Source organism: Nonomuraea gerenzanensis, from assembly GCF_020215645.1.
GTDB classification, from domain to species: Bacteria; Actinomycetota; Actinomycetes; order Streptosporangiales; family Streptosporangiaceae; genus Nonomuraea; species Nonomuraea gerenzanensis.
Map to the genome: position 1 here is coordinate 9,791,867 of NZ_CP084058.1, position 26,609 is coordinate 9,818,475.

27 protein-coding genes and 1 pseudogene are annotated in these 26,609 nt (G+C 70.2%); 14 read left to right on the forward strand and 14 right to left on the reverse strand.

Annotated features, from left to right (window positions below; all coding sequences use genetic code 11):
- Positions 1-111: 111 nt before the first annotated feature.
- Together LCN96_RS45420 and LCN96_RS45425 are read right to left on the reverse strand one after the other, a co-directional pair.
- Entirely contained in the window at positions 112-828 is a 717-nt protein-coding gene (locus tag LCN96_RS45420; protein WP_225268604.1) for a Crp/Fnr family transcriptional regulator, read from the reverse strand.
- Between the two features lie 59 nt (positions 829-887).
- The gene (locus LCN96_RS45425) at positions 888-1,502 is read right to left on the reverse strand and encodes a hypothetical protein (protein ID WP_225268605.1); all 615 of its coding nucleotides are present in this window, start codon (positions 1,500-1,502) and stop codon (positions 888-890) included.
- Between the two features lie 423 nt (positions 1,503-1,925).
- On the opposite strand from LCN96_RS45425, the gene LCN96_RS45430 reads away from it, so the two are divergent.
- Entirely contained in the window at positions 1,926-2,534 is a 609-nt protein-coding gene (locus LCN96_RS45430; RefSeq protein WP_397351807.1) for a helix-turn-helix domain-containing protein, read from the forward strand.
- A 172-nt stretch (positions 2,535-2,706) separates the two neighbouring features.
- On the opposite strand, the gene LCN96_RS45435 is transcribed toward LCN96_RS45430, so the two are convergent.
- From LCN96_RS45435 to LCN96_RS45450, 4 genes are all read right to left on the reverse strand, one after another.
- On the reverse strand, positions 2,707-2,928 hold the full coding sequence (locus tag LCN96_RS45435; protein WP_225268606.1) for a hypothetical protein: 222 nt from the start codon (positions 2,926-2,928) through the stop codon (positions 2,707-2,709).
- 23 nt (positions 2,929-2,951) lie between these two features.
- The gene (locus LCN96_RS45440; protein ID WP_225268607.1) at positions 2,952-3,371 is read right to left on the reverse strand and encodes a hypothetical protein; all 420 of its coding nucleotides are present in this window, start codon (positions 3,369-3,371) and stop codon (positions 2,952-2,954) included.
- 78 nt (positions 3,372-3,449) lie between these two features.
- Positions 3,450-3,893: a DUF6623 family protein gene (locus LCN96_RS45445; RefSeq protein WP_225268608.1), complete on the reverse strand. Its 444-nt coding sequence runs from the start codon at positions 3,891-3,893 to the stop codon at positions 3,450-3,452.
- 344 nt (positions 3,894-4,237) lie between these two features.
- Entirely contained in the window at positions 4,238-5,404 is a 1,167-nt protein-coding gene (locus LCN96_RS45450) for an alpha/beta hydrolase family protein (protein ID WP_225268609.1), read from the reverse strand.
- Positions 5,405-5,544: 140 nt separating this feature from the next.
- On the opposite strand from LCN96_RS45450, the gene LCN96_RS45455 reads away from it, so the two are divergent.
- On the forward strand, positions 5,545-6,150 hold the full coding sequence (locus LCN96_RS45455; protein ID WP_225268610.1) for a WD40 repeat domain-containing protein: 606 nt from the start codon (positions 5,545-5,547) through the stop codon (positions 6,148-6,150).
- A 4-nt stretch (positions 6,151-6,154) separates the two neighbouring features.
- Here the strand turns inward: LCN96_RS45455 and LCN96_RS45460 are convergent, their stop codons facing one another.
- Positions 6,155-6,436, reverse strand: coding sequence for a hypothetical protein (locus LCN96_RS45460; RefSeq protein ID WP_225268611.1), 282 nt, complete (start codon positions 6,434-6,436; stop codon positions 6,155-6,157).
- A 75-nt stretch (positions 6,437-6,511) separates the two neighbouring features.
- On the opposite strand from LCN96_RS45460, the gene LCN96_RS45465 reads away from it, so the two are divergent.
- Positions 6,512-7,033 (forward strand): hypothetical protein, encoded by a 522-nt coding sequence (locus LCN96_RS45465; RefSeq protein ID WP_225268612.1) that lies wholly within the window; start codon positions 6,512-6,514, stop codon positions 7,031-7,033.
- Between the two features lie 20 nt (positions 7,034-7,053).
- On the opposite strand, the gene LCN96_RS45470 is transcribed toward LCN96_RS45465, so the two are convergent.
- From LCN96_RS45470 to LCN96_RS45490, 5 genes are all read right to left on the reverse strand, one after another.
- On the reverse strand, positions 7,054-8,298 hold the full coding sequence (locus tag LCN96_RS45470) for an NAD(P)/FAD-dependent oxidoreductase (RefSeq protein WP_225268613.1): 1,245 nt from the start codon (positions 8,296-8,298) through the stop codon (positions 7,054-7,056).
- A gap of 127 nt (positions 8,299-8,425) precedes the next feature.
- Positions 8,426-10,099: a PucR family transcriptional regulator gene (locus tag LCN96_RS45475; protein WP_225276203.1), complete on the reverse strand. Its 1,674-nt coding sequence runs from the start codon at positions 10,097-10,099 to the stop codon at positions 8,426-8,428.
- 53 nt (positions 10,100-10,152) lie between these two features.
- Positions 10,153-10,494: a TraR/DksA family transcriptional regulator gene (locus LCN96_RS45480; protein WP_225268614.1), complete on the reverse strand. Its 342-nt coding sequence runs from the start codon at positions 10,492-10,494 to the stop codon at positions 10,153-10,155.
- Between the two features lie 116 nt (positions 10,495-10,610).
- Entirely contained in the window at positions 10,611-11,387 is a 777-nt protein-coding gene (locus LCN96_RS45485) for a rod shape-determining protein (protein ID WP_225268615.1), read from the reverse strand.
- A gap of 489 nt (positions 11,388-11,876) precedes the next feature.
- Positions 11,877-12,215: a hypothetical protein gene (locus tag LCN96_RS45490; protein ID WP_225268616.1), complete on the reverse strand. Its 339-nt coding sequence runs from the start codon at positions 12,213-12,215 to the stop codon at positions 11,877-11,879.
- Positions 12,216-12,402: 187 nt separating this feature from the next.
- On the opposite strand from LCN96_RS45490, the gene gdhA reads away from it, so the two are divergent.
- The 8 genes from gdhA to LCN96_RS45530 all read left to right on the forward strand — a co-directional run bounded on the left by gdhA (position 12,403) and on the right by LCN96_RS45530 (position 21,070).
- Positions 12,403-13,746 (forward strand): NADP-specific glutamate dehydrogenase, encoded by a 1,344-nt coding sequence (gdhA, locus tag LCN96_RS45495; RefSeq protein ID WP_225268617.1) that lies wholly within the window; start codon positions 12,403-12,405, stop codon positions 13,744-13,746.
- 280 nt (positions 13,747-14,026) lie between these two features.
- Complete coding sequence (locus LCN96_RS45500; protein WP_225268618.1) at positions 14,027-14,965, forward strand: sensor histidine kinase; 939 nt, start codon at positions 14,027-14,029, stop codon at positions 14,963-14,965.
- On the forward strand, positions 14,965-15,669 hold the full coding sequence (locus LCN96_RS45505; protein WP_225268619.1) for a response regulator transcription factor: 705 nt from the start codon (positions 14,965-14,967) through the stop codon (positions 15,667-15,669). Before LCN96_RS45500 ends, LCN96_RS45505 begins: the two co-directional genes overlap by 1 nt.
- A gap of 103 nt (positions 15,670-15,772) precedes the next feature.
- Complete coding sequence (locus LCN96_RS45510; RefSeq protein WP_225268620.1) at positions 15,773-16,816, forward strand: ABC transporter substrate-binding protein; 1,044 nt, start codon at positions 15,773-15,775, stop codon at positions 16,814-16,816.
- Between the two features lie 253 nt (positions 16,817-17,069).
- A complete protein-coding gene (locus LCN96_RS45515) occupies positions 17,070-18,728 on the forward strand; it encodes an ABC transporter permease (RefSeq protein WP_225268621.1) in 1,659 nt (552 codons plus the stop codon).
- Positions 18,725-19,816, forward strand: coding sequence for an ABC transporter ATP-binding protein (locus LCN96_RS45520; protein WP_225268622.1), 1,092 nt, complete (start codon positions 18,725-18,727; stop codon positions 19,814-19,816). Before LCN96_RS45515 ends, LCN96_RS45520 begins: the two co-directional genes overlap by 4 nt.
- 275 nt (positions 19,817-20,091) lie before the next feature.
- Complete coding sequence (locus LCN96_RS45525; RefSeq protein WP_225268623.1) at positions 20,092-20,244, forward strand: hypothetical protein; 153 nt, start codon at positions 20,092-20,094, stop codon at positions 20,242-20,244.
- Between the two features lie 322 nt (positions 20,245-20,566).
- The gene (locus LCN96_RS45530) at positions 20,567-21,070 is read left to right on the forward strand and encodes a CAP domain-containing protein (RefSeq protein WP_225268624.1); all 504 of its coding nucleotides are present in this window, start codon (positions 20,567-20,569) and stop codon (positions 21,068-21,070) included.
- A gap of 15 nt (positions 21,071-21,085) precedes the next feature.
- On the opposite strand, the gene LCN96_RS45535 is transcribed toward LCN96_RS45530, so the two are convergent.
- Positions 21,086-23,083, reverse strand: coding sequence for a hypothetical protein (locus LCN96_RS45535; RefSeq protein WP_225268625.1), 1,998 nt, complete (start codon positions 23,081-23,083; stop codon positions 21,086-21,088).
- A gap of 326 nt (positions 23,084-23,409) precedes the next feature.
- Here LCN96_RS45535 and LCN96_RS45540 point away from each other — a divergent pair, with 326 nt between their 5' ends.
- The 3 genes and pseudogenes from LCN96_RS45540 (at position 23,410) to LCN96_RS45545 (ending at position 25,892) form a co-directional block, all read left to right on the forward strand.
- Positions 23,410-24,003, forward strand: a complete 594-nt coding sequence (locus tag LCN96_RS45540) for a hypothetical protein (protein ID WP_225268626.1) — start codon at positions 23,410-23,412, stop codon at positions 24,001-24,003.
- A 671-nt stretch (positions 24,004-24,674) separates the two neighbouring features.
- A pseudogene (locus LCN96_RS56960) lies at positions 24,675-24,827 on the forward strand (mycothiol transferase); the annotation flags it as partial.
- Positions 24,828-24,974: 147 nt separating this feature from the next.
- A complete protein-coding gene (locus tag LCN96_RS45545; protein ID WP_263657555.1) occupies positions 24,975-25,892 on the forward strand; it encodes an ADP-ribosylglycohydrolase family protein in 918 nt (305 codons plus the stop codon).
- On the opposite strand, the gene LCN96_RS45550 is transcribed toward LCN96_RS45545, so the two are convergent.
- The gene (locus LCN96_RS45550; protein WP_225268628.1) at positions 25,833-26,591 is read right to left on the reverse strand and encodes a hypothetical protein; all 759 of its coding nucleotides are present in this window, start codon (positions 26,589-26,591) and stop codon (positions 25,833-25,835) included. The two genes, LCN96_RS45545 and LCN96_RS45550, sit on opposite strands and share 60 nt — an antisense overlap.
- Between the last annotated feature and the right edge of the window lie 18 nt (positions 26,592-26,609).

Genomic DNA, 26,609 nt, shown 5'->3' on the forward strand with positions numbered 1-26,609 from the left:
CGGGGATGCGGGCAAGTGGCGGCATCCGGTCCGGGGTGGGCAAGCTTGGCATGGCCGTTCCGCTCAGAAGGCGGACTGATACGGCTTCTGCGTCACTTGAGGGTGCTCAGGTCACTCCCATGACCCGGCCATGCGCCGCAGGCGGGCCACGTCGAGAATGATCACTCTTCCGTACGCGTTCTTGGCGACGCCCGCGTCGCGCAGGGTGCGCATGGCGTTGCCGGCGGCGTCCTTCCTGGCCCCGATGAGCCGGCCGAGCTCCTCCTGGGTCAGGGGCACGCCCAGATCACGGCCTTCCGTAACGGGATGGCCGTGGCGCTCCGACAGCTCGGCGAGCACGCGGACGAGGCGGGTGAGCACGTCGTACCCGCCCAGGTCCGCGCGCCGCCGGTTCGCCCAGCCGAGCCGGCCGGCCATCTGCCTGGTCACGGCGCGCCACGCTGCTGGATGACGGCGTAGGAACGCGGCGAACGTGTCCTTGGGGATGGCGTGCACCAGGCAGTGGGAGCAGACAGTGACTGTCGCGGACCTGGGCCGGTCGCAGAGCGGCGCCAGCTCTCCGACCAGATCTCCGCTGACGCGGATGCCCAGCAGCACCTGCTCGCCGTTCTCCAGGTCGATGGTCACCTTCACCAGGGCGTCGCGCCCTCCAGGAGCCGGCCTCAGCAGGAAGACGTGCTCGTCCTCCGGATCTCCTTGACGGATGAGGACGTGCCCGGCCCGCCGGGGCGTGGCTGGGCTGAGCACGAGGAGTTCCCTGCCGGTGGCGGTGTCCAGCTCGGACATCAGCGTGCCCGCGGGCCACGGATCCGCCGTACGAGAGGTCATCCCGGCCCTCCCTCCACCTCGTGCCTCATTCCTTCATCCACCTCGAGGAAGCGGAAGCCTCAACGGCAGGCGGGAAGATGCATCGCCTCGACGTACCCCCAACGGCCGGAGTTGGGCGCGTACCCGAGGATCCACTCGGTGGGCCCGTGCGAGCCGCAGGCCGCGGTGGTGAGGTAGAACGGGTCGCCGGCACGCACGTTCCCGATCACGAACGACGCCGGCGCGCTGCGGACGGATCCGACGGAGTCGGGACGGATGAGCGCGCGCCGCGTCGTGTCGGCCGGCGGCGAGCTGATCGGCACGGTCGTCAGCTGGTTGTCGCCGCCGATGGCCTGGAGGTCCTGGACCGGAGTGCCGCGGTCGCCGCCGCTGTAGGCCGACGAGTCGCCCAGGCACGACCTGTTGATGAACCCCCAGTTGGGACGGCTGTTCTTGGAGTAGTCGAGGACCAGGGCGTAACCCTTGTAGGTGTAGCGAACCCCCACGGCGCCACCCCGCTTCTTGGCCCACGAGCGATCCGGCACGCCCGGCTTGGGGAAGTTCTCATGAATGCGGCAGTCGCGCGTCAGGGTCGTCCGGTGCGTGTAGTGCGTCTCGGCCTGAGCGGAGGCCACCGCCGGGGTGGCTGCCACGACCGCGAGGGCGCCCAGCGCGGTGATGAACTTTGTACGCATGCGTTTACTCCTGAGGTTGCCACTACGAGGGTTCGCTGATGCGACCGCTTCGTATTCTTAGCCCTCCCAAGACAGCGATACGAAGATTTCTCGTGTGAAATTTTGCGAAAGGCAGAGAAATCCCTGAAAAGCGCTGAAAGTCCACCTTGGACCGGTTCGACCAGCTTCGAGGGGCAGCGTCCGGGGATGCGAATTTAGCTCATTAAGCCCTTTCTTGAAAAGATCTTCAGGTAGGGTTGCCCCCAGTTTCCACGCCTCCCACCTGGGTGAAAGCACCTTTCGCCATGCCTGAAAGGGGTCAACGTGTCAACAGACGGCCACAATCTGGACGAAAGTAACTTCGGGGGAGTGACGACGCTTCACGACCGGTTGACGGTCATTCTTGCTGCGACCGGTACTACTCAGACGGCACTCATAAGGAAGATGGAGCGATTCGGCTTCGTCATGTCCCCCGCCACCCTCAGCAGGATGCTCACCGGAAAGCGCATGATCAACGAGAGAGAACTCGAGATGATCTGCAAGGCGCTGGGGCGGGACGAATATCTCCCGGAGCTGCTGGCGTTGCGCGACGGAGGCGCTCCGCACCCACCAGCGCCGCCCCCTCCATCCCCTCCGCCCTCCGGGACGAGAGCCACCACCGAGACGCAACCGATCGGCTCCGGCCCTCGCCGGCACCTGTTCAAGGCCGGGCTCGCGGGCCTGGCCACCATCGGGCTGATCACCGTCGTGGCCTTCATGATCTCGCAGGGCTCCGCCCCTACCGCGTCCGTGCCGACTTCCTCGAAGACCCACAACAGCCCGGCCACCTCGGTCGCCCTGCCCGACTGCACCCGGCACGAGGTCTCCGCCAAGGACCTCTGGCTGCGTGACGAGTACGGCTCGACACTCGTGGAAATCGTCCAGGGCACGAAGCTCACCGTCAAGAACACCCGTAACCCCCGAGGCCACAGGTACTGGGAAGTCGTCACGGACGACGGCAAACGCGGCTGGGCCGACCACCGGCACATGAAGCCGCTGTGTCCCGTGGGCTGACCGCTGCCGCAGCGCCGCAGCCTGCCATGAGTCGCCTGGCGGTGGCGCACGAGCACCCGCGCGAACGCCGTCGGCCCGCGACGCCGGCGGGCCCTGTGACCGGAGAGGGTCATCACAGGGACCGCCGACGTCGCGGGGTCATCTCACTGGGCGGAGGGGGACGAACGGCCGGTCAGGGAGTGGTGAACAGCCACCACTGGGGGGTGCCGTTCTGCGCGCAGAAGTAGGACACCCATTGACCGGCCTGCTGCCCTTGGTTGCCGGCCACCCAGCAGACCTCGTAGCTGGCGTAGGGGCCGTATACGGACTGGGCCGTGGCGGGAGAGACGCCGACGCCCAGCGCCAGGCAGATGGCGGCGGCGAGGCCGGCGAGCAGGCGGGTTGCGTGCTTCATCGTTGATTCCTTTCTGGAGAGGTTCAGCAGGCGAGGAGGAGCGAGAAGGGCCGGTCGTCGTCGACGCTTCTCGGGCTGGGGCCGGAGGGGGTGGCCGTGCGGACGAAGAGCGTTCTCCCGTCGACGGCGCCGACCAGGATGGACGCGCTGCCCGGGCCGGGGTCGCTGCCGCCGTTGGTGTTGATCGTGCCGGTGAGGGCGCAGCGGCTGATGTCGGCGTTCGTCCTCAGGTTGTAACGCCCCTGGCCGAACTTGTTGACGTTGCCGATGCCCGAGGCGGCGAGCAGATTTCCGTTCGCGGCCACCTTGGCCCAGAACGTCGTGCCCGCGGCGGCCCGCGCGGAGGCGTTCTGTGCCGTCGCCGCCGAGATGGTGAAGGCGCTGCCCGCGACGAGAGCGGCGGAGGCCGCCACCGTCAGGAGAAGCCTGGTCGAATTTTTCATTTCTACCTCCTGGGAGAGTTCCTGCGGAATGGAGATGGGCGCGCGGGATCGGAATATGAGTGAGGGGTGCGGGCGAGGTCAGATGTTGTGCGAGAAATCGCCGCCGAAGCCCGCGATGAAGACGTGGCTGTCGATCTGGCCGGCGGCGAAGAACATCGAGATCCCGCATCCGAAGTTGATGCCGTCGCGGCCCACGGGGAAGACGTTGTTCCCGCTCAGGGCGTGCACATGATCGCCTTCGATGCCGAGGTTGTCCCTGGCCAGGATGCGGTTGGGGCCGTCCCAGACGTGCACGTGGAGGAGTGAGCTGGTCTCCCGGGCGTGGAAGAGGATGAGCACCCTGTCGAGGGTGGCGCGGCGGTCCTCGACGATGACGGGGGTGGGAATGGCCAGGTGGATCCAGTCGCCGCCGTTCGCGGGGAGCGAGAAGGTGACGCCGAATCCCTGGCGGAATGCGTTCGTGGCGGGATTCTCGGCCACGGCCGTGAAACCGTGCTGCCATGATGCGTACGCTTTTGACATTGTCATTCTCCTTGCGGTCCGGCTTTTTCTGATGACTCAAAGATAAAAGGCCGCAGGAGAAGCTCGATATCCCTAAGGTTGGGGGGCCGCATTTCTCGAAAAGGTGCCCATATGGGGCTCAGCTGCTGAGCAACATCAAATCCGGCCACACGGCGGGGACGAACTAGGGCTGTGCACCGCAGGACTTCTCGCTGACCAGCGCCGTCGGCGGGAAGTCCTGAGGGTGGTGCCTGCTTCGGCGGAAACGGTGAAACCCATGGTGCCGGCGACACCTCGGGTCCGAGCATGGCTCGGCGCGGGTGGACCCCGTGTGCCCCGTGATCCGCGCAGCCCGGTTGCTGACCCTACGCGCAGGTCTTCTTCTCAGGGGCGCAGAACTCGACCTCCGGGTAGCTCGCCGACGGCTTGTCGAGCAAGGGCTGCGGCTTCTTGCGCAGATGCTGGTCGAAGAAGGCCACGACGTACCTGCGAGTGATGGCCATGGCACGAGCGCCGGGAATCTCGGCACCGTCCTCGATCCCGAGCTGATCGACCAGCACCCCGAGGTCGGTGAAGGACAGGTGCACGGCTCCCGTCACGAGCAGCCAGCGCTTCCAGCCGTGCAGCCCCGCCCAGACACCCTCCCAGTTCGCGCCGGTGCCGGGCCGGCCCGGCGTGTACGTGGCGGGCTTGCCCAGCAGCAGGAACGGCCGGGACAGCCCGGCTTCGGGCAGCGGGGTCTCGACGGTGCCGTCCACGTCGATGCCGGCCCGCAACCGGGAGTCGGCGGCCATGGCCGCGAGCGTGCTCGCACCGCCGGCGGACTGGCCGGACATGGCGATCCTGGCGGGGTCGATCAGCCGCGCGTGCTTCCACTTCGGGTGCGCGCCGGTCAGCTCGTCCAGGACGAAGGAGACGTCGGCGGCCCGGCCCTGCTCCAGCTTCTTCCAGACGTCCGGGTCCTTCTTCATCTCGCACGTGACGCAGGTCGTGACCCGCCCGTCGGGGAAGGTCTGCGCGACGTTCTCGTAGGTGTGGTCGACGGCGGCCACCACGTACCCCCTGCTCGCCAGCTCCTCGGCCAGGCCGGTCAGCTCGGACCTGGGCTTGCTGTGCCCCGGGGAGAGCACGACGAGGGGCAGGCTGCGCGCGCGTCCCGCAGGGCGGGCGTCGGTGAAGGCGTGGGTGCGCACCTTGCTCAGCGTGTCGGCCGGGATGCCGGTGATGCCGCCGTCCTTGAGAAGCAGCTCGGACTCCTTGGGCGTCATGTACTGCGCGCGGTGACGGCCAGGCGCCTTGGCCGGGTACCACAGCGAGACCATGAGCTCGCGCGCCTTGACACCGGGCACCCAGGGGTCGGGGCGCGAGGTGTCCTTGAGGTGCAGGGACGTGGTGCCGACCGGCCGCGAGCCGGTGGGCTTGGGCAGGTGCAGCTCAGCGGCGGCCGAGGCGGACGCGGAGGACGAGGCCGGGCCGAGGCTGGTGGCGGCCATGACGGCGACGAGCCCGGTAACAGCGATCAGGTGACTCATGCCGAGTGACTATACGCTAAGGGTATACGCTTGATGTATACCGCCTTCTACAGTTGAGGAGCTTTGATCACGGTCGGTCTCGATCAAACCGGGCCGCTTATGCGCCCTGACCCTGCGCGGCGCTGGCCGGCTCGAACCAGGTGGCCGAGATCGACCCCTGCACCTTCAGCATCAAGCGCCGGATCGACCTGCCCGGCCATCCCTGCCCGATCTCCCTGGCTCTGACCGGCGAACGGCTGTGGGTGGGCTACGGCTGTTCGGCGCGTTCGAGGGCGGCTTCCTCGCTCTCGACCTGGCGGCGACCTCCGCCCGCTCCCACCCCGCGCGGCACGATCGACGGCGGGACGCACGACCATTCGGAGGTACGGGACCTCGTGCTCACCTCCGACGGAACCCGGGTGATCTCGGCGTTCGACACCCCGTACCGGTTCGACACCTGGGACACCACGACCCTGTCCCGGACCGGCCACTACGGCCGGCACCACGAGGCGTTCCCCACAGGACTGGCGATCAGCCCGGACGACACCCACGTCGCCGGCGGCCGTGACGGGAACACCGATGTCACGGTCTACGACGCGGCGACCGGCGCGCCGGTCTTCTCCGAGGACGCCCCGGCGGGCAGATTCGTCACGGGCGGGCTCGCGTTCTCGGGCACGAGCCTCTACGCCCTGCTGAGAGGGGCCGGGGACCGGCTGCGCCTGCGGCGGATCGAGGACGTCACCCCCGCCCCGGCGCCGCCGGCCTGACCGATCACCCCAGGGAGTCGAGCCGCTTGCGCCCCTTGTCCGTCAGCGACGCCAGGTGCACCCCCACGCCGAAGGTGGTCAAGCCCGACCTGGCCGCCTTCGTGAACTCCGCGACCACCGACTCCGACGGGAACTCCTTGACCAGGACGTCATAGGCCGCGAATCCGTGGTCGCGGATGGCGGCGAGGACCATGTCCGTGTTCAGCTCGGAATGTTCCACGATCTCCTCCAGCAGGGTCGCCTTGCCCTTCACCATCCCACCGTCCGGCGAGACCTGCCATCCCATGAGGACTTCCCCGCGGCCGGGACGCGCCACTGCTACAGTGATCGACTCCATCGAGTCGATCAAGGAGGAAGGACGATGAACCGATCGAACGCCTTACGCATCGGACGCTCGGCACTGGCGGTCGCGGGAGCCGTCACGCTGATCGCCGTCGCGTCCCCCGCACTCGCCGCCCAGAAGGCCACGCTGGGGCCGTACGGGTACGGCAGCCTGAAGCTCGGCATGAGCACCGCGAAGGCCAAGGCGACCGGCAGGCTCATCCGCAAACCGGCGGGCGACCACGCCGGGTGCACGGGCTGGGACCTGAAGGAGAAGCCGTACGGCGAGTACCAGGTCGGGGCGATCATCTCCAAGAAGTACGGGCTCACCATGATCGTCGCGCATGCCGGCATGAAGACGCCCAAGGGCATCGGCTTCGGCTCCACCAGGGCCCAGCTCAAGGCCGCCTACCCCGACCTGCGGCGCGGCCCGGGAGGCTTCCCCACCGCTAGCGTGCCCGGTAACAAGAAGGCCTATTACCTCTTCTACGTGTCCCGCACGGACAACCGGGTCGCCGGGATGTCGCTGGTACTCGCCAAGCACGACTGCCGCAAGTACTGAAGCGCCCGTGAGCCGCGGCCTCAGCGCAGGGGGTCGAAGTCGGCCAGGGCTTCCGGCTGCTTGCCGGTGGTGATCCACTCGGCCAGCAGCCGGCCGGTGATCGGGCCGTGCGCCAGGCCCCACATGCCGTGCCCGCCCGCCACGTACACGGTGGGCGCCACCGTCCTGCCGATGAGCGGCCGACCGTCCGAGGTGATCGGGCGCGGCCCCACCCAGGCGTCGGTCCGCTCGTCCCAGCGCACGCCCCGCAGCAGGGGACGGACGGAGGCGATGATGGCCTCCAGGCGGGCGGGCACCTGCGGCGCGTCCGGGTCGCGGAACTCCATCGTGCCCGCCACCCGCAGCCCGCCCCGGTAGGGGGTGCAGGCGACCCGGACATCGGGCAGGTAGAGCGGGCCGGGGACGGGATGGTCGACCGGCACCGTGAAGGAGTAGCCGCGACCCGCCCGCACCGGCACGCGCACGCCCCACTGCCTGGCCAGGCGGGGCAGCCAGGCGCCGGTGGCGAGCACCACGGCGTCGGCGGACAGCATGGTGCCCTTGGCCGAGCGGACGACCGCCTTGCGGTCGTCGGTGCGCACCTCGTCGACCTCGAACGCGTACAGGGTCGCGCCCCGCCGCATGACCGCCTCGCCGAGGGCGTGCACGAAGGCGCCCGGGTCGACGTAACGCTGCCCGCCGATGCGCACCCCCGCGCCCAGCTCCCCGCCGGCGAGCGGGACCTGCTCGGCGAGCCCGTCCCGGTCCAGCACGGTGTGCTCGACGTGCTGCCCGACCTGCTGGAGCCTGCGCAGCTCGCGCAGCAGGCCCTCGGCCTGCCGTGAGGTGCGGAACGCGGCCGTGATCGGCGCGTCGACGACCGGGGCGGACACGCCGTTGCGGGCGAGCACCTCGTACGCCTCGACGCACTCCTCGTTGAGCGGCAGGTTGGCCCGCGCGGCCCGGGTCCAGGAGCGCCAGCCGCTGTTGGCGGCGAAGCGGGTCAGGAACCTCCAGAGCCCGGGGTCGAGGCGGGCCGGCACGTACAGCGGCGCGGCCGGGTCGAGCAGCGAGCGCAGGCCGTAACGCAGCACGGCGGGCTCGTTCAGCGGGATGGCCAGGCCCGGCGCGACCCAGCCCGCGTTGCCCCAGGACGCGCCGGCCGCCACGCCCGCGCGGTCCACCACGTCCACCTGGACCCCGCGCTCCTGCAGGAACCAGGCGGTCGACAGGCCCACGATGCCGGCGCCCACCACGATCACCGAGCGCGGCCAGTTCCCGGCCATGTCCCCACCTCCAGGTACGAATGCCGATGTCCCGGACAGCATGGCCCGGGGGCCGACCTGCGGCGTTGTCGGCGGACGACAATCGCGGCGCCGCCGTTGTGCCGCCGGCACAACGGCCCGGCCCGGGTCAGGTGCCCGGCTCGTCCTCGACGGCCGCGAGCATGATGGTCATGGCCAGGCGCTGCCGGGCGTCGGCGAGGTCCAGCGGGGTGAGCTCGCCCAGCTTGCGCAGCCGGTTGCGTACGGTGTTGGGGTGCACGCCGAGGCGTTCGGCGGCCACGGCGGGATCGCCCTGCGACTCCAGCCAGGCGCGCAGCGTGGCGACGAAACGCGTGCCGTGGCGGGCGTCGTGCCGCAGCAGCGTGGAGACCGGTCCGCGGGCCGGGGTCCGGCCGGTGCGCACGGCGGCGCGCAGCCGTCGCAGCAGGATGTCGTCCCAGGAATCGTCGTAGGCGGGCGGGAGGTCGTGGGGCCGGCTCTCGTGCAGCGCCAGGCATTCGTCGGCCTCCTGGCGGCCGGCCGGCAGCTCCGCGGCCTCCGCGGGGGCGCCGATCCCGGCCGCGACGCGTACCTGGGCGGGCAGCTCGGCGGCCAGCGCGGAGATCCACCTCCGCGCCGCGTCGGCCTGCTCGGCGGGCAGGACGGTGTAGAGCGTGTCCCCCAGCAACGCGCTGCGGCCCGGCCTGGACCAGCCGAACCCGGTGGTGGCCTGCTCGAAGGCCAGCAGCAGCGCGGCGTGCCGATCACCGCCTACGCGCCGGCCGCCGGCAGGGCGCCGATCACCGTCGGCGTGCTGGTCGCCGTCGGCGTGTGCGCGTACCGCGACCACCCGCAACGGCTGTGGCGCCAGTCCCAGCCGGCTGATCACCGTGACGGCGTCGGCGCCGCCCTCCAGCAGCCGGATGATCAGGTCGGACTCCACCTGCCGCTCCAGATCGGCGCTGGCCCGCGACCGCAGCAGGTGCAACGCGACGGTGTGCGCGCCATCGGCCAGGGCACGCCGGTGGGCACCGGCCGGCGGTCGCTCGCAGGTCACCCACACCGAGCCGAGCAACTCCCGACCGGCCCGTACCGGCACCACCGTCCGCGCCGTCAGACCGTGCTCGGGGTCGGCGGGCACGAACACGGGATCGTCCGCCGCCGCCAGCCGGTCGAAGACCCCCCGCCGCTGGAACAGCTCGCGCAACCGGTCGGGCACCCGGCGGGCGAGGATGGTCTCCAGCCGGGCAGGATCGCCCGCCTGCTGGGAACGGGAGTAGGCCAGCACCCGCGAGTGCCGGTCCTCGATGGTCACCGCTCCCCCGAGGGTGTCGGCGAGGCTGTCGGCCAGGGCGAACAGGTCGGTCGGCCCCCGCCCGGAGGCGGTCTCACGACTCTCCAGCACCAGCCCGTACACCACCCCGGCGAGCTGGCTCCACGGGATCGCGGGGTCGGCCAGCAGCACCGCCACCTGGTGCCGGTCACCGAGCGCGGCGGCCTGCCGGTCCAGATCGGCGCCGCTCGCCGCCGCGTCGCCGGAGCCACCGTCGGCGCCGCTCCCGGCCGCGTCACCAGAGCCGCCGTCGGCGCCGGACGGGGCGGGCCGGACCAGGACGGCCTTGGCCTTGGCCGCGACGGCGCACCGCACCGCCTCGGCGATCGAGCCGGTGCCGATGGCCAGGAGCAGATCACCCGTGACATGCCGGCCGGCGGTGTCGGGCACGGCCACGCCGTGCAGCCACGCGGCGCGGGCCTCGGGCCGGTTGCACAGCCGCACGCCGTACCCGCCGAGCACGTTCACCAGGCGATCCAGTGTGATCATCATCAGCTTCCATGGAGAAGGGAGGGGCAGGGGTGTCCTGCCCCTCCGTGGGGTCAGGCGGCCTCGTGCCGCCGCTGGCAGTCGATGCAGGTGCGCGCCAGCGGCCGGATCTCCAGCCGTTCGAACGGGATGGCCGCCTCACAGTGCGCGCAGCGGCCGTAGGTGCCGGCCGCCAGCCGGTCAAAGGCGTGGGACAACTCGGCGACCGCACGCTCGGCGGCGGCGACCGAGGCGACCAGCTCCTGCCAGGTGCCGTCGCCGCCGTTGCTGTCGCGCTCCTGCTCGCGCAGCTCGTCCAGGTGTCGTCTGCGCTGTTCGAGCTGCTCCTGCAGGTCCTCGCGCAGCGACTGCAGCTGCACGGCGCTGAGGTGGATGCTCGTACGGTGCTCGCTCATGATCAGTGGTTCCTTTCTGGGACGGTACGCGTCAGGAAGCTTCGGCGGGCGTGGGCCCGCGAGGTGGTGCGCCAGGTCGGGCGCGTCAACGGAGCGGTGCGCCGGATGCAGGCGTGTCAGCGGACCGGCGGGGCGGGGTCGCCTGCCAGGTCCGGTCGCAGGCACAGCCGCATCAATCCGCGGACGATGGCGTACTGCGGCTCAGGCGCCGCGGTGACCGGTGCCCGCAGCGCGGCGCGCAACCGGCGCAGTAAGTGCACGTGGTGCGCGCCGCCCCCGGTGATCACCAGGCCAAGGGCACGGACGGCCGGACGGGCGGCGGCCGGCAGGCGGCGGAGCAGCCCCGCCGTCATGTCGACCACGCTCTCCAGCGCCGCCGCCGTCGGCCCCGCGCCGGTGGTGGTGCTGAGCTGGAGGCTGACCGCGTCGCTGACGCCCCCGTCCCGCAGGACGACGGCCTCGACGATGCCCGCTCCGACGTCCAGCAGGAGCCGGGGACGGCCACCGAGCACGTCCAGACCGGCGCCGACGGCGGCCGCGAGCGGCTCCTCCACCAGGACCACCTCGCATCCGGCGATCCCCGCGACCGCCGCGCGGACCGCCGCGCGGTCGCCCGCCGACGCCGCCACCGGCACTCCGGCCAGCACCCGCTCCAGCGGCCGGCTGTCGTAGAGCCGCGTGTCGCGCAACGCCAGCCGCACCAGCCGCACGCAGGCTCCCGGGTCGGCCACCATGCCGTGGCGGACCGGCCGCACCACGTCCACCTCACCGGCGGCGGACGAGCGCCGCACGACCACCGACGGCCGGTCGGCGATGGCCTGCCCGCCCAGGATCAGCGCGCGCGTGCGAGCAGTTCCCAGGTCCAGCGCCGCGAACCGCCGCGACGCGCTCATGCCGCGCCTCCGCGCGGACGCTGCCGCACTATGGGGAGGCGAACGTCGACGACGAGCATCACGATGATCAGCTCCTAGCTGAGGTCGAGGCAGGGGCGGCATGCGACAGCCGCCCCGCACATCCGACGGCCCGGGCGAACGGCGACTGCCGCTTGCCCTGCCGTGGAGAAGGTCAGGAAGTGTTGACGAGCGCACGATGCTCGCCCTGCCGGCGGACAGGTGGTGCAGCGTCCTCGAGCGCACGACACGCCGAAGCAGCGGTCAGGAATGCACCGGCCGTGCGGTCAGGCTCTCCATCGCGCGCCGCCGGCCCAGCGAGAAACGCCGCCAGCGAAAAACGCCGCCCGCGAAGAACACCGACTGCCACGAACACCGCGTGCGAAGAAGACCGACTGCGAAGAAGACCGACTGCGAACGCCGACCCGGCGAAGACGCCGGCAGGCGGAGCAGACGCAGGCTGAGCGAACGTCAGGCCCAGCAGACCGCGCGCTAGGCGATCGGCGGGCTCCGCGACCCCGCGATGCGATGCGCGAGCTGTTGCGGATCACGCAGCAGATCCGCATCCGACCCCACCCACGACATCAGCGCCAGATGAGCGGGCTCACTCGGAAGGCTGCCACGCAACGGCCGCCACAACGACAGCACGTGATGCTCGCGCATGTTCCCGGCCTGCGGCGGCAGGCTGGACAGATCGGCGTCCTCCCCGCCCGGCACCCACATCTGCCCGACGGACGCCTGCGTGACCACGGCCGAACCGCCACCACGCGCCTCACCCACGGCGCCGATCGACATCAACGCGATCAGGGACAGCAGAACGAGACCCACCACGCCGGTGAACGTGATGGACCCCTGTGGTGTTCTCCACGGCCCCCGCATAGGCCCGACCATAGCCCAGCCTGCCGAAAAAGGCATGTCAGGCCGGTGGACGGGCGCGCCCACCCCCTGGGGGTGCCTTCTTCTCACAACCACCCGAACCGTAAAGTGAGGGCGATTGCACCAGTGATACAGGGAGCACGTGTTGCACGAGAAACTGTCGTCGATCTACGACAACGTCCTGCGCCGCAACCCCGGGGAGGTCGAGTTCCACCAGGCGGTGCGCGAGGTGCTCGAAAGCATCGGCCCGGTTCTCGGCAAGCATCCCGAGTACGCCGACTCCAAGATCATCGAGCGCATCTGCGAACCGGAGCGGCAGATCATCTTCCGGGTGCCGTGGCTGGACGACCGCGGCGAGGTGCAGATCAACCGCGGCTTCCGGGTCGAGTTCAACAGCGCGCTGGGCCCGTACAAGGGTGGGCTGCGCTTTCATCCGTCGGTCTACCTGGGGATCGTCAAGTTCCTCGGGTTCGAGCAGATCTTCAAGAACGGGCTGACGGGCCTGCCGATCGGCGGCGGCAAGGGCGGGTCGGACTTCGACCCCAAGGGCCGTTCCGACCGTGAGGTGATGGCGTTCTGCCAGAGCTTCATGACCGAGCTGTACCGGCACATCGGCGAGTACACCGACGTGCCGGCCGGTGACATCGGGGTCGGCGGGCGGGAGATCGGCTACCTGTTCGGTCAGTACAAGCGCATCACCAACCGCTACGAGTCCGGCGTGATCACCGGCAAGGGCCTCGTGTACGGCGGCGCGCAGGTGCGCACCGAGGCGACCGGCTACGGGTGCACGTTCTTCGTGGAGGAGATGCTCAAGGCGCGCGGCACGTCGTTCGACGGCAAGCGGGTCGTGGTGTCCGGCGCCGGGAATGTCGCCGTCTACGCCATCGAGAAGATCGAGCAGCTCGGCGGCGTGGTCGTGGCCTGCTCCGACTCCTCCGGCTACGTGCTCGACGACAAGGGCATCGACCTCGCGCTGCTCAAGCAGGTCAAGCAGGTCGAACGCGGCCGGCTGGAGACGTACGCGGCCCGCCGCGGAGCGCATGCCACGTTCGTGCCGGGCCGCAGCGTCTGGGAGGTGCCCTGCGAGGTGGCGATGCCGTCCGCCACGCAGAACGAGCTCACCGGCCGGGACGCCGCGTTCCTGGTGGACAACGGCTGCGTCGCGGTCGGCGAGGGCGCGAACATGCCCACCACGCCGGAGGCCATCAAGGTCTTCCTGGAGGCGGGCGTCGCGTTCGGCCCCGGCAAGGCGGCCAACGCGGGCGGCGTGGCGACCAGCGCGCTGGAGATGCAGCAGAACGCCAGCCGCGACTCGTGGTCGTTCGACTTCTCCGAGCGCCGGCTGCAGGACATCATGCAGGACATCCACGCCCGCTGCCTGAACACCGCCGAGGAGTACGGCATGCCGGGAAACTACGTGGCGGGCGCCAACATCGACGGCTTCCGCCGGGTCGCCGACGCCATGCTGGCCCTCGGCCTGATCTGAGGTCGAACGGTGTCGCGCCGCTTACGGAGGCCGGCGATGCCTCAGCCGACCCGCGTCCCGTGGCGGCGCCACCACGCCCACGCCCAGGGCGTGGTGGCGAGCTGAACGACCTGGCCTGGCTGCACGGGACGCCCGCGACCACGTTCGGTCCGAGGATCAGCGGGTGAGCCTTTTCGCCACGTCCACCGGCGAGTGAGCCTTTTCCCAACGCCCACCGACGGATGAGTCTTTTCGCGACGCCCACCGGCGGGTCATGCTCTTTCCGAGGCAGGTGACGCGGATGGCAGCAGAGGTGATCGCGGATCGGCCGTACCGGCTGGCGCGCCGGGTCGTGACGCGGGCGCCGCGCCTGCCCCTGGTGGCGGGCCTCGCCGGGCTCACCGCCGTAGCCGTGGCGGTGATGGCCGGACCGGCGGGATGGTGGCCGGTGCTGGTGGCGGCCGGCGGGCTGGCGGGCGGCGCCGGGCTGGCCGTCGCGGGCCTGCGCGGCATGGTGGCGGCGCAGCAGGCCGAGCTGGACAGGCTGGGTGAGCTGGTGGAGCGGCGGGCCGAGCAGGTGACGGCGCTCAGCCACGAGCTGCGCACCCCGCTGAGCATGATCAAGGGGGCGGTCGACCTGCTCGGTGAGGGCAGCCCGGGGCCGTTGACGCCGGCGCAGCAACGGTTCGTCGCCGTCCTGGACCGGCAGTGCGGGCAGGTGATCGATCTGTGCGAGAGCCTGCTCACCCAGGCCAAGATCGAGGCGGGCCTGTTCACGCCGCGCCTGGAGCAGGTGGACATCTCGGTCATCGCCCGGGACGTCGTCACCGCCATGCGGGCGTTGTGCGCGGAACGGCAGCAACGCATCACCCTGGACACCCCGCAGGTCACCCCGCCCATCCCGGCCGACCCGATGCTGATCGCGCAAGCGCTGACCAACCTGCTGTCGAACGCCGGCCGCTTCACCACCGTGGGCGGCAGCATCGACGTGCGGGTGATGGCCATCGACACGGGCATCGCGGTGTACGTCACCGACGACGGCGCGGGCATGACCAAGGAGCAGCGGCGGCGGTTGTTCCACCGGTTCGTCACGGGCCGCCCGCTGGCCGACGGGACCGGGCTGGGCCTGGTCATCACCAAGACCATCGTCGAGCTGCACGGCGGCTCCATCATGGTGGACACCACGTCGATGCACGGCACCACGTTCCTGTTCACCCTGCCGGGGCGGGAGGAGACCTGATGACGACGGCCCTCGTGGTCGACGACGAACCGCAGATGACGGCGATCGTCGCGTTCGCCCTGGAGACGCAGGGGTTCACCGTGTACACGGCGCACGACGGGGCGACCGCGCTGAACGTCCTGCGTACCCGTGAGGTGGACCTGGTGGTGCTCGACGTGCTCATGCCCGCCCTCGACGGGCTGACGTTGTGCGAGCGGATCAGGGCCAGGTCGGACGTGCCGATCATGCTGCTCACGGCGCTGGCCCAGCACGAGGACGTCATCGCCGGGCTTGAACGGGGCGCGGACGACTACGTGACCAAGCCGTTCCACCCCCGCGAGGTGGCCCTGCGCGCCCAGGCCCTGGTGCGGCGGCACCGGCGGGGCGGCGGCGACGACCTGCTGCGGGCCGGTGACCTGGTCGTCGACCGGGCCACGCACACGGTCACTGTCTCGGGGCGGCGGCTGGAGCTGCCCTACACCGAGTTCAAGCTGCTGGCCCACCTCATGGCGCGGCCGGGCCGTCCGCAGTCGTGGCAGGATCTGCTGCGCGCGGTGTGGGGCACCTCCGACCTGATGGGCGGTCGTGACGTGGTCAAGTCGACCGTCTACCGGTTACGGTCGCGGCTGGCCGCGCTCGATGCCGCGGGGTACGTGCAGACGGTGCGCGGCGTCGGCTACCTGATGCCGGACGACCTGCGGGAGCCGGATGACGAGCCGAGGTGACGGCGCCGTCACCTACGCTCACGGCGCTGTCACCGGAGCCGCCCTGCGCGCGGCCTACTTTCTGGGCACGGCATTCCACCGGCCCGGCCCGAGGAGGTCCACGATGGCCGCAACGCTGACCCGTCCCGTCTTACTGATCGCCGGCGCGCTCGTCCTGTCCGGCTGCGCCCGCGCACCCAGCACCGCGCCCGCCGACACCGGCAAGGTCGTCGTCGCGTGCGGCGCGACCGAGGAGTGGTGCGCGGCGATGACCTCGGGGTTCACCGCGGCGACGGGCCTCGACGCCGGTTTCGTCCGCCTTTCCAGCGGCGAGGCCCTGGCCAGGATCCAGGCCGGCGCCGCGAACCCGGAGTTCGACGTCTGGCACGGCGGCCCGGCCGACGGGTACGCCGCCGCGGCCGGCAACGGCCTCCTGGAGAAGTACGTCTCGCCGAACGCGGCCGCCATCCCCGACCGGTACAAAGACCCCGGCGGCACCTGGACCGGCGTGTACGTCGGCGTGCTCGGCTTCTGCGACAACACCAAAGTGCTCGGTGAGAAACGCCTGCCGGTGCCGCAGTCGTGGCAGGACCTGCTGCACCCCGGCCTCAGGCAGAACATCGGCATCGCGCACCCGTCCACGTCCGGCACCGCGTACACGGCGTTGTGGACCCAGGTCACGCTGCACGGCGGCGCCCCCGACGCGGCGCTGGCGTACATGAGACGCCTGCACCCGAACGTCCTGCAGTACAGCAAGTCGGGCGCCGCGCCCGCGCAGCAGGTCGCCAGAGGGGAGGTCGGCGTCGGGATCGTCTTCTCGCACGACTGCGTGGCGACGCGCGAGCAGGGGTTCACCGACCTGCGGGTGACCTTCCCCGCGGAGGGCACGGGCTACGAGGTGGGCGGGGTCGCGCTGGTCAAGGGGGCGCACAACCCCGTCAGCGCGCGCCGGTACATCGACTGGGCGCTGACCCCGGCGGCGCAGGAGATCGGCCCGGGCGTCGGGTCGTACCAGGCGCCGACCAACCCGCAGGCCAGGCGGTCGGAGAAGACGGCCGACCTCGCGACGCTGAAGCTCGTCGACTACGACAGCGGCGCCGCGGGCGCGCACAAGCTCGACCTGACGCGGCGCTTCGACGCGGAGATCGCCAAGGCACCGAAGTCCTGATCCCCCGGTCCTGCGCGGGCGCACAGGGACCGCCCGCCTCAGCACCGAAGTCCCGATCCCTCGAAACCGCGCGGGCGCACAGGGGCCGCCCGCCTGAGCGGGAGAACCACCCATGACTGCTCTGCCACACTCTCCACCCGACGATCCGCCGCCCACCCCGACCCCGACGACGCCGACCCCGACACCCACCTCGGCGAGGCGACCGCCGCGCCGACGCCGCCGACGCCGTCGTCGTCGTCGTCGTGAGCTGAGCGTGCTGGCGGCGATCACCGCCTGCGCCGTACTCGTCCTGAGTGGCAGCATCTTCCCGATCGGCGCGGTGCTGGGATCCGCGCTGTCACCGGAGGCCTGGCCACGCTACGCGCGGTTCTTCACCTCCCCGGTCGACCTGCGGATCCTGGGGAACACGCTGGTGCTAGGCCTCCTGGTCGGCCTGGCCGGCACCGCGATCGGCTTCCTGTTCGCCTTCGTGCAGACCCGGCTGGACGTACCGGGCAAGCGGGTGCTGCACGTCATCGCGCTCGTGCCGGTGGTGAGCCCGCCGTTCGCGGTGGCCACGGCCACGATCGTGTTGTTCGGCAGGCGAGGGCTGGTGACGCACGGGCTGCTCGGCGTCGAGTACGACATCTACGGGCTGGACGGGCTCGTGTTCGTCCTGTCGTTGTCGCTGTTCCCGGTGGCCTACCTGGGGCTGCTCGGCATGATGCGCGGCCTGGACCCGGCCATGGAGGAGGCCGCCATGACCATGGGCGCCTCCCGGTGGCGGATCTTCCGCACGGTGATGCTGCCGCTGCTCGCGCCCGGGCTGGCGGCTCCGTTCCTGCTGCTGTTCGTGGAGGCCATCGCCGACCTGGCCAACCCGCTGGTCGTCAGCGGCGACTACACGGTGCTGGCCAGCCGCGCCTATCTGGCCGTCACCGGTGAGTACGACGTCACCGGCGCGTCCGTCTACAGCCTGATCCTGCTGGTGCCGTCGATCGGGGTGTTCGCGGCCCAGCGCTACTGGCTGGGCCGCAAGGTCCGCACCACCATCACCGGCCGCCCGGCCGGGAACGTGCAGCTGGTCACGAGCTGGGTGCGCTGGCCGATCCTGGCGCTGGCCTGCCTCGTCGCGCTGATCATCGTCACCCTCTACGGCACGGTGGTCGCGGGCGGCGTCACCCGCGTGTTCGGCGTGGACCACACCCTCACCTTCACCCACCTGCACGAGGTCCTGCTCGGCGTCGGCCGCGCGGCCCTGCTGGACACCACCCTGCTGGCCACCGTCGCCACCCCGATCGCGGGCCTGTTCGGCCTGCTCATAGCCTGGCTCGCGGTACGCCAGCTACCCCGCTCCGGCGGCTGGCTGGACTTCGCGGGCACGCTCGGAGTCGCCGTCCCGGGAACCGTGCTCGGCATCGGCTACCTGCTCGCCTACCGACCCGACCGTTACGTCGGGGACGTCCTCGTCCTGCCCGGCCTCGTGGGCGGCAGCGCGGTGGCCGGCGGAGCGCTCGTGATCGTGCTCGCCTACGTCATCCGCTCCGTGCCCGCCGGCCTGCGCACCAGCACGGCGGCCCTGTCACAGGTGCATCCAAGCCTGGAGGAGGCCTCGAAGGACCTCGGCGTCGGCCCCCTGCGCACGTTCCGCCGGGTGACGTTGCCGCTGATCCGACCGGCCCTGCTCACAGGACTCAGCTACGGCTTCGCCCGCAGCATGACGTCCATCTCGACCATCATCCTCCTGGTCACCCCGGGCACGCAGATCATCACCTCCCAGATCCTCAGCGCCGCGAACACCGGCCGCTACGGCGTCGCGTTCGCCTACTGCACGGTGCTGACGGTCCTGGTACTGACCGGCTTCGCCCTCATCCGCCTGCTCGTCGGCCGCACCGCCACCCTGCACCGCGTCACCGGAAGGAACCAACGATGACCAACGACACACCCCGCGGACGCCTCCGCCTCGACCGCCTCACCAAGGCGTTCACAGCCCGCGGCGCGGACCCGGTCGTGGCCGTCGACTCGGTCTCGCTCGACGTGTCACCCGGCGAGTTCATCACCCTGCTCGGCCCCTCCGGCTGCGGCAAGACCACCACGCTCCGCATCGTCGCCGGCCTGGAGGAGGCGTCGAGCGGCCACGTACGCCTCGACAACCACCCGATCGACGCGCTCCCACCGCAACGCCGCCCCATGGCCATGGTCTTCCAGAGCTACGCCCTCTTCCCCCACCTCACCGTGTACGACAACATCGCCTACGGCCTACGCTCCCTGCACCGCGGCAAGGACGAGACGGACAGCGCCATCCGCATCGCCCTCACCAGCATGAACCTCACCGGCCTCGAACACCGCAGCCCCCACGAGCTCTCCGGCGGCCAGCAACAACGCGTTGCCCTGGCCCGCGCCCTCGTCATGCAACCGGAGGTCCTCCTCTTCGACGAGCCCCTGTCCAACCTCGACGCCAAGCTGCGCGTCGCCATGCGCGCCGAGATCCGCCGCATCCAGCGCCGCCTCGGCATCACCAGCCTGTACGTCACCCACGACCAGGACGAGGCGATGACCATGTCCGACCGGGTGGTGGTGATGAACAAGGGCCGCATCGAACAGACGGCCACCCCGTCCGACATCTACTTCCGCCCGGCCACCGTGTTCGTGGCGGACTTCATCGGCCGGGCGAACTTCATCGAGGTCGTCCCTCGGCTCGTGGAGGCGGGGAGTGCGGTGGTCACCGCGCTGGGGCGGGACATGACCGTCGCCGCGCATCCTGCCGTACAGGCGAACACTGCCGCTTACCTCATGGTGCGGCCGGAGACGCTTTCGCTGGCTGCTGCGCCCGAGGGTGGGGTGGGCACGGTGCTGCGGGCCGGTTTTCATGGGCACAGTGTGGATTACGAGGTCGAGACCGGCTCGGGGACTCTCATGGTGACTGTGCCTGGGCCTGATCCGCAGGGGGTGTTGGGCGAGGGGACCAATGTGCGGGTCTTGATTGATCCTGGGCGAGCGTATGTGCTGGTCAAGTCGTGAATCGTGAGGGGCCGCGGAGGCGGGCTGACACCCCTTGAGAACGAACCACTCCCCATGAGCAGACATGGCGGACGGTGAACGGAAGCGGGTACCGCAGGTTCGAACCTGCCGGGGGCACGCTTCTCGACCGAGCATTTCGACCTCTGACCCGACGGTTTCTCTGCTACACACGTGCGCCAGCGCGGGCGCGGCAGGCGCCGGACCTGGCCGGTGGCGAGCGCCACCGTGCAGCTCTCCTCCACGAGACTGCTCATGCTCCGGATGGTGCAGGTGAGGTGCGATCCGTCCAGATCGAACGTCATCGCATGGGCCAGCAGGTGCCGGTGCGCATCGCGGTACACCACCTGGCGGGCTCCGGTCCGCAGGCCACCGATCTGCACACCGGAGCCGGCGTCGAGCGGCTTCGTGCGTGCCTAGAACTTTCCTGAGCCGGTCCACTACTTCGGTGCAGCTCGATTACGTCGAGCTTCGAGGTGCCGGGATGAGTCAGGAGAATCTGATCACGATGCATCCGCCGCAACGCAGAGGGCGGCGACGACGATTCACCGACGATCGCACCGCATTCCGCCATGGCTGCGAAGCGCAGCGCAGCACATCGTCCTCCACCGTCGGCCCCGCTGATCGACGTCCTCGACGCCGGACCGCATGCCCGCCGTTCTTCACCCTCACTGCGACATGGATGACAAAACAATCTTGATCACGTCAGAATGCGGAGCCGTCCAGCATCTATCGCACCTGGAGGAACCTCCCATGCGCCGCCCCCTCGGATTACTCGCCGCAACCACCGCCCTGGCCACCATCACCGCACCCGCGAGCCCGGCGCGGGCTGTCACGGCGTCCGCATCCAGCGCCGCCAAGGTGGGATCGGCGCAGGAGAACGAGGTGGTGCGCCTGGTCAATGTCCGGCGGGCCAAGAAGAAGGGATGCCGGGCCCTCAAGCACCACCCGCAACTCCACCGGGCCGCCCGCGGGCACTCCACCGACATGGCGGAGCAGGGCTACTTCGCGGGCACCTCCCGCGACGGCCGATCCCTCACCGACCGCATCGAGGAGGCCGGCTTCACCGGCGGCACCAGCTTCGCGGAGAACATCGCCAAGGGCCAGCGCACCCCGGCCCAGGTCGTACAGGCATGGATGAACGCCTCCAGCACCAAACCCGCCATCATGAACTGCAGGTTCACCTTCATCGGAGTCGGCGCGGTCAAGGACTCCGACGGCGCGATCTACTGGACCCAGACCTTCGCCGCCAGGTGAAGGTCTGGGTCCAGATCAGTGCTTGCGCTTCTTCCGGCGGCCCCGGGCTCCCGGCGGCCGGGTAGGAACGAAGCGTAGAGGGTGGCGGGCTGTCTTGCGGAGCGGCTCGGCCACCAGCTCGCGCAGCTCCCGCAACCCCACGACATCGGGATGCCCCGACGCCAGGATCGCCTCCACGAACTCGTACGCGTCTCCACCCCCCATGCTCCTGATCTGCTCGACCAGCCCTTCAGGCCCTGCGAGCTCCAGCACCGACAGGAAGTTCTCCGCCCCCATCAGCAGGTTCTCCCGCTCACTCAACGCCTCGGGGCTCATCTCCCCGGCATCGACGAGCAGGGACCACACGGCAGGCCCGAGGACCGGGTCATGACGCAGTTCATGCAGGAGCCGCCGTTCGGGTAGGGCATCGGCCAGTACCCGCAACATCGCCCACGCCCGCGTACGGAACGGACAATCCCGCACAACCTGCAGCAACCCCTCGACGTCCTGCCCCGGCCGGGCCAGCCACCCCTGGAGCTCCACGACGGCGTCCTCCGGCGGATAGTGCTGCGCGAGCACCCCGAGCAGCCCAGCCGCGGGTGCGGTGGCCAGCTCACCGATGAGCGGAGCGTCACGGCCCTCGGCGAGGAGCCGGTCGCGGACACCCCGCACGCCGAGCGGGGTGAGCCGGACCAGCGGGAGCTCCGGCTCGGCCAGGGCGGCACGCAGGCGTTCGACCGCGTCCGGCGGCAGGGGCTGGTCGGCGTGATCGAGGTCGCTCGCGAAGAGAGGATCGGCGGGACCGCGTGAGAGTTCCACGACCCCGAGCTCGGCCAGAACCGCGAACATGCGCCCCAGATCCAGAGCAACCTCACGTCGCCAGAGGTCACGCAGGCGCTCTTCCCCCTGGTCGAGAACGAAGTACTCCTGGCAGGCCAGCCACACCGTCTCTTCGAGCCGGACGACGGGCATCTCGTCCAGCCCGTACATGGAGTTGAGCACGTCCGGCAGGATCTCCTCGAAGAGCTCGGCCAGGATCGGCTCGGGCCGCCACGTCGTGACGGGCACGGTCACCACCCGCCCCAGCTCCGGCAGCACCTCGAACGCCCGCCGCCACAACGCCTCCGGATCCCTCAGCAGAGGTGCGGCCTTGGCCACCCGCAACAGCCGGCCCTTGCTGATACGGACCAGCCGCAGCTTCTTGGCCCAGGCGAGCAGCACATTGAGCTGCGGCAGATCCGTGGCACTGCGGACCCGCAACCGCTCCTCATCGGTGCCCAGCAGGGCCGACACCTCGCGAGCGTCCGCGACGCGCAGATTGCCCGCATCCGTGAGGGCGCGACCATCCTTGCCCACCCAATCGGCCAGGGCGATGAGCCGCTGCACCGTCCGGCTGCCCGCGGCGGCCTCCGCCAGCTCCGCCGCAGGCGGCAGAGAGACAGGCGGCTGCGGGAAAGCGCGTTCCTCGCCGATGCCACCGTGCAGGAAGCGGTTCTCCATGATCTGGTCGAGCACCTGCTCGTCGTACGGAACGCGCCCGGCGTCGAGATCGCGCTTGAACCGCTCGAACGCCCCGGGAACGGTGAGATCCACGCCCTGCTCAAGAGCCGTATGCGCCCAGAACGTCGCCAGCCCCCGCAACGTCGGATCGTCGAGCGCGGCCGCATACTCCACCCGCGCCCCCTCGATGACCCCCTCCGCCTGCGCGAGCGTGGCGCCGCGCGGATCGCGAAGCCCCGTCACGTCGAGATAGCGCAGGTACGTGCGCAGCACCTCCGGCGCTCGCTCAAGCTCCTCCCGCGAGGCCGTCACCGCGTACGGCACGTACCGCAGCAAGAAGAACCTGATATCCGCCTCGTCCCAGTACGCCAGCCGACCGTCCCGGCTCTCGTGCCGCGCGTCGACGGCGGCGGAGAGCAGCAGGTCATCGACGGGATGCCGGTGCTCCTGCGCCCAGGTCACACACCGCCGGATCAGCAGGCTCTTGGCGGCCTCGAACTCCTCGGCCTCTTCAGGCTCGAACCAGGTACGCATCCCTTAAGCCTCCCACTCCTCCAGGGCCACCGTCTCGCCTGCCGGTCTCCGCCGGCACATGAACGAGCACCTCACCGCCCTGCGCCGCGAGATGATGCGTCTGTCCTGCGCACTCCAGCAAGCCAACTTCATCGCGCTGATGCGTGCATTTGCCGACGCCATTCTGACGGACCAATAGGAAGCGGTTGTTCTCCTGGCGAAGGCCATAATCGCCCTCTGCCCTTCGGAACGCAGCATGAGCACTGCCGCACCGCCCCCGGATATGCCAGGAAGATCTTTAAGCCTTCTCCTGACCAGCCGTTGAACTACCCACCACACTGAGGGTCGTGACACTCGATCTCGCCAAGGTGCGGGACCGCCTGGTCCCTCTCCCCCTGCTTCACCAGGTGGCGGCTCTGCTCAACATGCCGCCCCTGGATGAGACCACCACCCACGGCGACCCGCCGATCAAACAGCGGACGGCTCTCTATGCCAGCATCGCCGACTGGTCGTGGCTGTCCGCGCAGGCGGCCCAACGGTTCGGTGAGCCGGACGACGCGCCTGAGAGCGCCGGACGGTTCGCCTATCTCGTCGAATACACTGACCAGCATGCCAAGGGCTGGTACGAGGCTCCTGGCGAGCGGTCCGAGGGGATCATCCTGGCCCAGAGTGCCGAGACGGTCGCGCAGACGGTGCTCACCAGCTACATCACCCACCTGGCCGAGTATCGTGACGACTACGAGCTCTGGCTGGTGGATTCGCTGTCCTTGCGGGCGAGTGTGTGGCATGTGGACACCGCCGAGGCGCATCGGCGTTATCGCCGGCCCAGCTGGCCTTCTTCGGCGCACACGTTTCAGGAGACCAGCGTTCCTCCGCACGCGGTCGAGATCCGCACGCCCGTCCAGATAGGCCGACTGATGGATCATCACATCGAGCCATGAGCGCCCGGCAGCAAGGAGTCAGTACCGGTGGGCGGGCGGCGCCTGAACGCGGCTTGTACGACGAGGGTCACGTGGCCGGGTCCGGTTCAAGTGAATACTGGCGGCAGGCGGAGGTACTCACGCCGCTGGTCAAGGCCGGAGGGACGCGGACTGGCTCATGGCCGTTCCCTCGCACGCGTCCATGAGCGCTGGCTTGACGGTCTTGCCCGAGGTGACGACGGCGGCCGCAGGGAAGATCGCAGCCTTCTGCCCGCTGAGGAGGCACGCGACGGGACGGGGCCGTTGTCGTTGCCGGGACACATTCATACGTAGCGCAGCACGAACTGCCCACATGATCAAGCAGGCTCCACCGTGAGCGGCCTGCACGTGTGCGTCCACGAAGGCACGGGCGATGGTGGGCTCACGCATGGAGACGACATCTCGTCCACGAGTGAGCCCGTCCTGGTGGCCTCGGCCTCGATACGGCGCATGGCCTTGGCCTGATCGGATCAGGTGGGCGGCCAGCAACTGCTCGGGCGTGGTCAGGGCCGGCAGCGGCGAGTCTCCGGGCCGCGCCAGTCCCGGATGTCGCCGAAGGTGGCGCCGCCGGCCAGGACGAGTGCGAGGGCGCCGGTCGTGGTGCTGCCCGAGGGGCGGCGCGTCGAGACGCATGAAGAGGCCGGTGGCCTGCCGAGCAGAGCGCCGCCCGGCAGACCACCGCGGACATGCCACTTGACGCGATCTTCGTCAGCCCGCGCTGGGGTCCGATGTGCCTGCGCTGGGCCTTCATCCACATGAACGGCGAATACGCTCGCCACAACGGCCACGCCGACATCCCGCGCGAACGACTCGACGGCACCGTCGGCACGTGGCCCCGGAAATGCTCGAGGGCCGTCTTTCACCTCGCAGACCACGTGGGTGACGTCCCGGGATCAGCACAGCTGAACGTGATGTACATCGGCGAACGGCCGACGTACACCACAATGAGAGCGATGTCAGCTCATCTCCCTGCACGAGCCGCAGCCTCACTTCATGGCTTGGCTCTCGGCGACGCCTTCGGCTCCCAGTTCTTCGTCCCGGCCAATCGACCCGTCCTCTCTTCTCGCCTCCTTCCGCCCGCCCCGTGGCAGTGGACGGACGACACCGAAATGGCGTGCTCCATCTACCGCGTCCTGGCCGACCACGGCACCATCGACCAGGACGAACTCGCCACGAGCTTCGCCACCCGTCATGACTTCGACCGCGGATACGGCCCGGCGACAAACCGGATGCTCCGGCTGGTACGTGAAGGAGCCGACTGGCGGGCGCTCTCCGCGGGGCTTTTCGACGGCAAGGGCTCGTGGGGCAACGGCGCCGCGATGCGGGTGGCGCCACTCGGTGCCTGGTTCGCCGACGACCTGGCCGAAGTCGTCCATCAGGCCACCCTGTCGGCGCAGGTCACCCATACTCATCCCGAAGCGGTGGCCGGCGCCGTCGCCGTCGCGGTGGCCACAGCCGTAGCCGTCAGCGACCCCGGTCTGCCTGCCGGGCACTTCCTCGATCGCGTCAGCGGGCACGTGCCCGCGAGCATGGTCCGTGACGGGATCGCCGAGGCCCGGCAGCTCCTCACCATCAGCGACCCCACGCTGGCCGCCCGGATGCTCGGCAACGGGCGACAGGTCTCCGCGCACGACACGGTGCCGTTCACCCTCTGGGTGGCAGCCCGTGAACGCCATGACGTCGAGACGGCCATGTGGACCACGGCGGCGGCCGGCGGGGATGTCGACACCACGTGCGCCATCGTCGGCGGCATCGTCGCGGCTTCCGGAAGCACCCGCCTCCCGCCGCAGTGGAGAGGGAGCTGCGAGCCGCTACCGAGCTGGGCAGGCGCCCCGCCGCTCGCCCATGAACCTGGCCGCTGTAGTCGATAGTCTTCTGGGGCATCGGGCTGGTCTTCCACGTCTGGAGCTACTCGCCGCCCCGCTCGAACACCGCGCACTGAGCGCGTTCAGAGTTCGGCGAGCAACTTCTCGGCGCGGCGGGTCGACCAGCGTTCCGGCCAGGATCTGGTCGGTCTCCGCCGCGATGCCGGCCGGGTCGTCGCCGTCGAGGGCGCGGGCCCAGTACCAGATCAGCCGGATGTAGTGCTCCTGCTGAACGGCGGCGCGGCCGGTGCCCACGGTCATCCAGCGATCGATCATGCGCAGCACCCAGCCCGCGTCACCGACCATCGAAGCGATGATCGCGGTGCAGTAGGCCCAGGTCGCGACCGCATACGCGTCGTCGGGGCCGTCCCCCTTGTCGATGATGGTCTGCGCCGTCCCGACGTCACCGTGCAGTGCCGTGACGACGGCGTGCCAGCCGGGCCACTCGCCCGAGACGTCACGCCGGATCGGGGTCTCACTGTGCGCGAAGACCACGCCGTCGAGCAGGGCGGGGTTGTTCTCGCTGAAGCATCGCAAGGCCTCACCGATGTTGCCGATGTCCCATTGGTGCAGGCCCCAGGCTTGCCGGCCGTACACCTGGACGACCGGATCGCGGGACGCCTCCCCCTGTAGGCTGAGGCCCAGGCCGAGCATGACGATGCCGATGGCGAGGGGCAGGCTGGCTAGGATCAAGGAGGAGCCCATGGCGGACATTGTGCGGCA

Excerpts from the sequence above, each read along its gene's own strand:
- LCN96_RS45420 (WP_225268604.1), bottom strand. The coding sequence starts at position 828 with ATGACCTCTCGTACGGCGGATCCGTGGCCCGCGGGCACGCTGATGTCC.
- LCN96_RS45425 (WP_225268605.1), bottom strand. The coding sequence starts at position 1,502 with ATGCGTACAAAGTTCATCACCGCGCTGGGCGCCCTCGCGGTCGTGGCA.
- LCN96_RS45430 (WP_397351807.1), top strand. The coding sequence starts at position 1,926 with ATGGAGCGATTCGGCTTCGTCATGTCCCCCGCCACCCTCAGCAGGATG.
- LCN96_RS45435 (WP_225268606.1), bottom strand. The coding sequence starts at position 2,928 with ATGAAGCACGCAACCCGCCTGCTCGCCGGCCTCGCCGCCGCCATCTGC.
- LCN96_RS45440 (WP_225268607.1), bottom strand. The coding sequence starts at position 3,371 with ATGAAAAATTCGACCAGGCTTCTCCTGACGGTGGCGGCCTCCGCCGCT.
- LCN96_RS45445 (WP_225268608.1), bottom strand. The coding sequence starts at position 3,893 with ATGTCAAAAGCGTACGCATCATGGCAGCACGGTTTCACGGCCGTGGCC.
- LCN96_RS45450 (WP_225268609.1), bottom strand. The coding sequence starts at position 5,404 with ATGAGTCACCTGATCGCTGTTACCGGGCTCGTCGCCGTCATGGCCGCC.
- LCN96_RS45460 (WP_225268611.1), bottom strand. The coding sequence starts at position 6,436 with ATGGGATGGCAGGTCTCGCCGGACGGTGGGATGGTGAAGGGCAAGGCG.
- LCN96_RS45465 (WP_225268612.1), top strand. The coding sequence starts at position 6,512 with ATGAACCGATCGAACGCCTTACGCATCGGACGCTCGGCACTGGCGGTC.
- LCN96_RS45470 (WP_225268613.1), bottom strand. The coding sequence starts at position 8,298 with ATGGCCGGGAACTGGCCGCGCTCGGTGATCGTGGTGGGCGCCGGCATC.
- LCN96_RS45475 (WP_225276203.1), bottom strand. The coding sequence starts at position 10,099 with ATGATCACACTGGATCGCCTGGTGAACGTGCTCGGCGGGTACGGCGTG.
- LCN96_RS45480 (WP_225268614.1), bottom strand. The coding sequence starts at position 10,494 with ATGAGCGAGCACCGTACGAGCATCCACCTCAGCGCCGTGCAGCTGCAG.
- LCN96_RS45485 (WP_225268615.1), bottom strand. The coding sequence starts at position 11,387 with ATGAGCGCGTCGCGGCGGTTCGCGGCGCTGGACCTGGGAACTGCTCGC.
- LCN96_RS45500 (WP_225268618.1), top strand. The coding sequence starts at position 14,027 with ATGGCAGCAGAGGTGATCGCGGATCGGCCGTACCGGCTGGCGCGCCGG.
- LCN96_RS45505 (WP_225268619.1), top strand. The coding sequence starts at position 14,965 with ATGACGACGGCCCTCGTGGTCGACGACGAACCGCAGATGACGGCGATC.
- LCN96_RS45510 (WP_225268620.1), top strand. The coding sequence starts at position 15,773 with ATGGCCGCAACGCTGACCCGTCCCGTCTTACTGATCGCCGGCGCGCTC.
- LCN96_RS45520 (WP_225268622.1), top strand. The coding sequence starts at position 18,725 with ATGACCAACGACACACCCCGCGGACGCCTCCGCCTCGACCGCCTCACC.
- LCN96_RS45530 (WP_225268624.1), top strand. The coding sequence starts at position 20,567 with ATGCGCCGCCCCCTCGGATTACTCGCCGCAACCACCGCCCTGGCCACC.
- LCN96_RS45535 (WP_225268625.1), bottom strand. The coding sequence starts at position 23,083 with ATGCGTACCTGGTTCGAGCCTGAAGAGGCCGAGGAGTTCGAGGCCGCC.
- LCN96_RS45545 (WP_263657555.1), top strand. The coding sequence starts at position 24,975 with ATGTCAGCTCATCTCCCTGCACGAGCCGCAGCCTCACTTCATGGCTTG.
- LCN96_RS45550 (WP_225268628.1), bottom strand. The coding sequence starts at position 26,591 with ATGGGCTCCTCCTTGATCCTAGCCAGCCTGCCCCTCGCCATCGGCATC.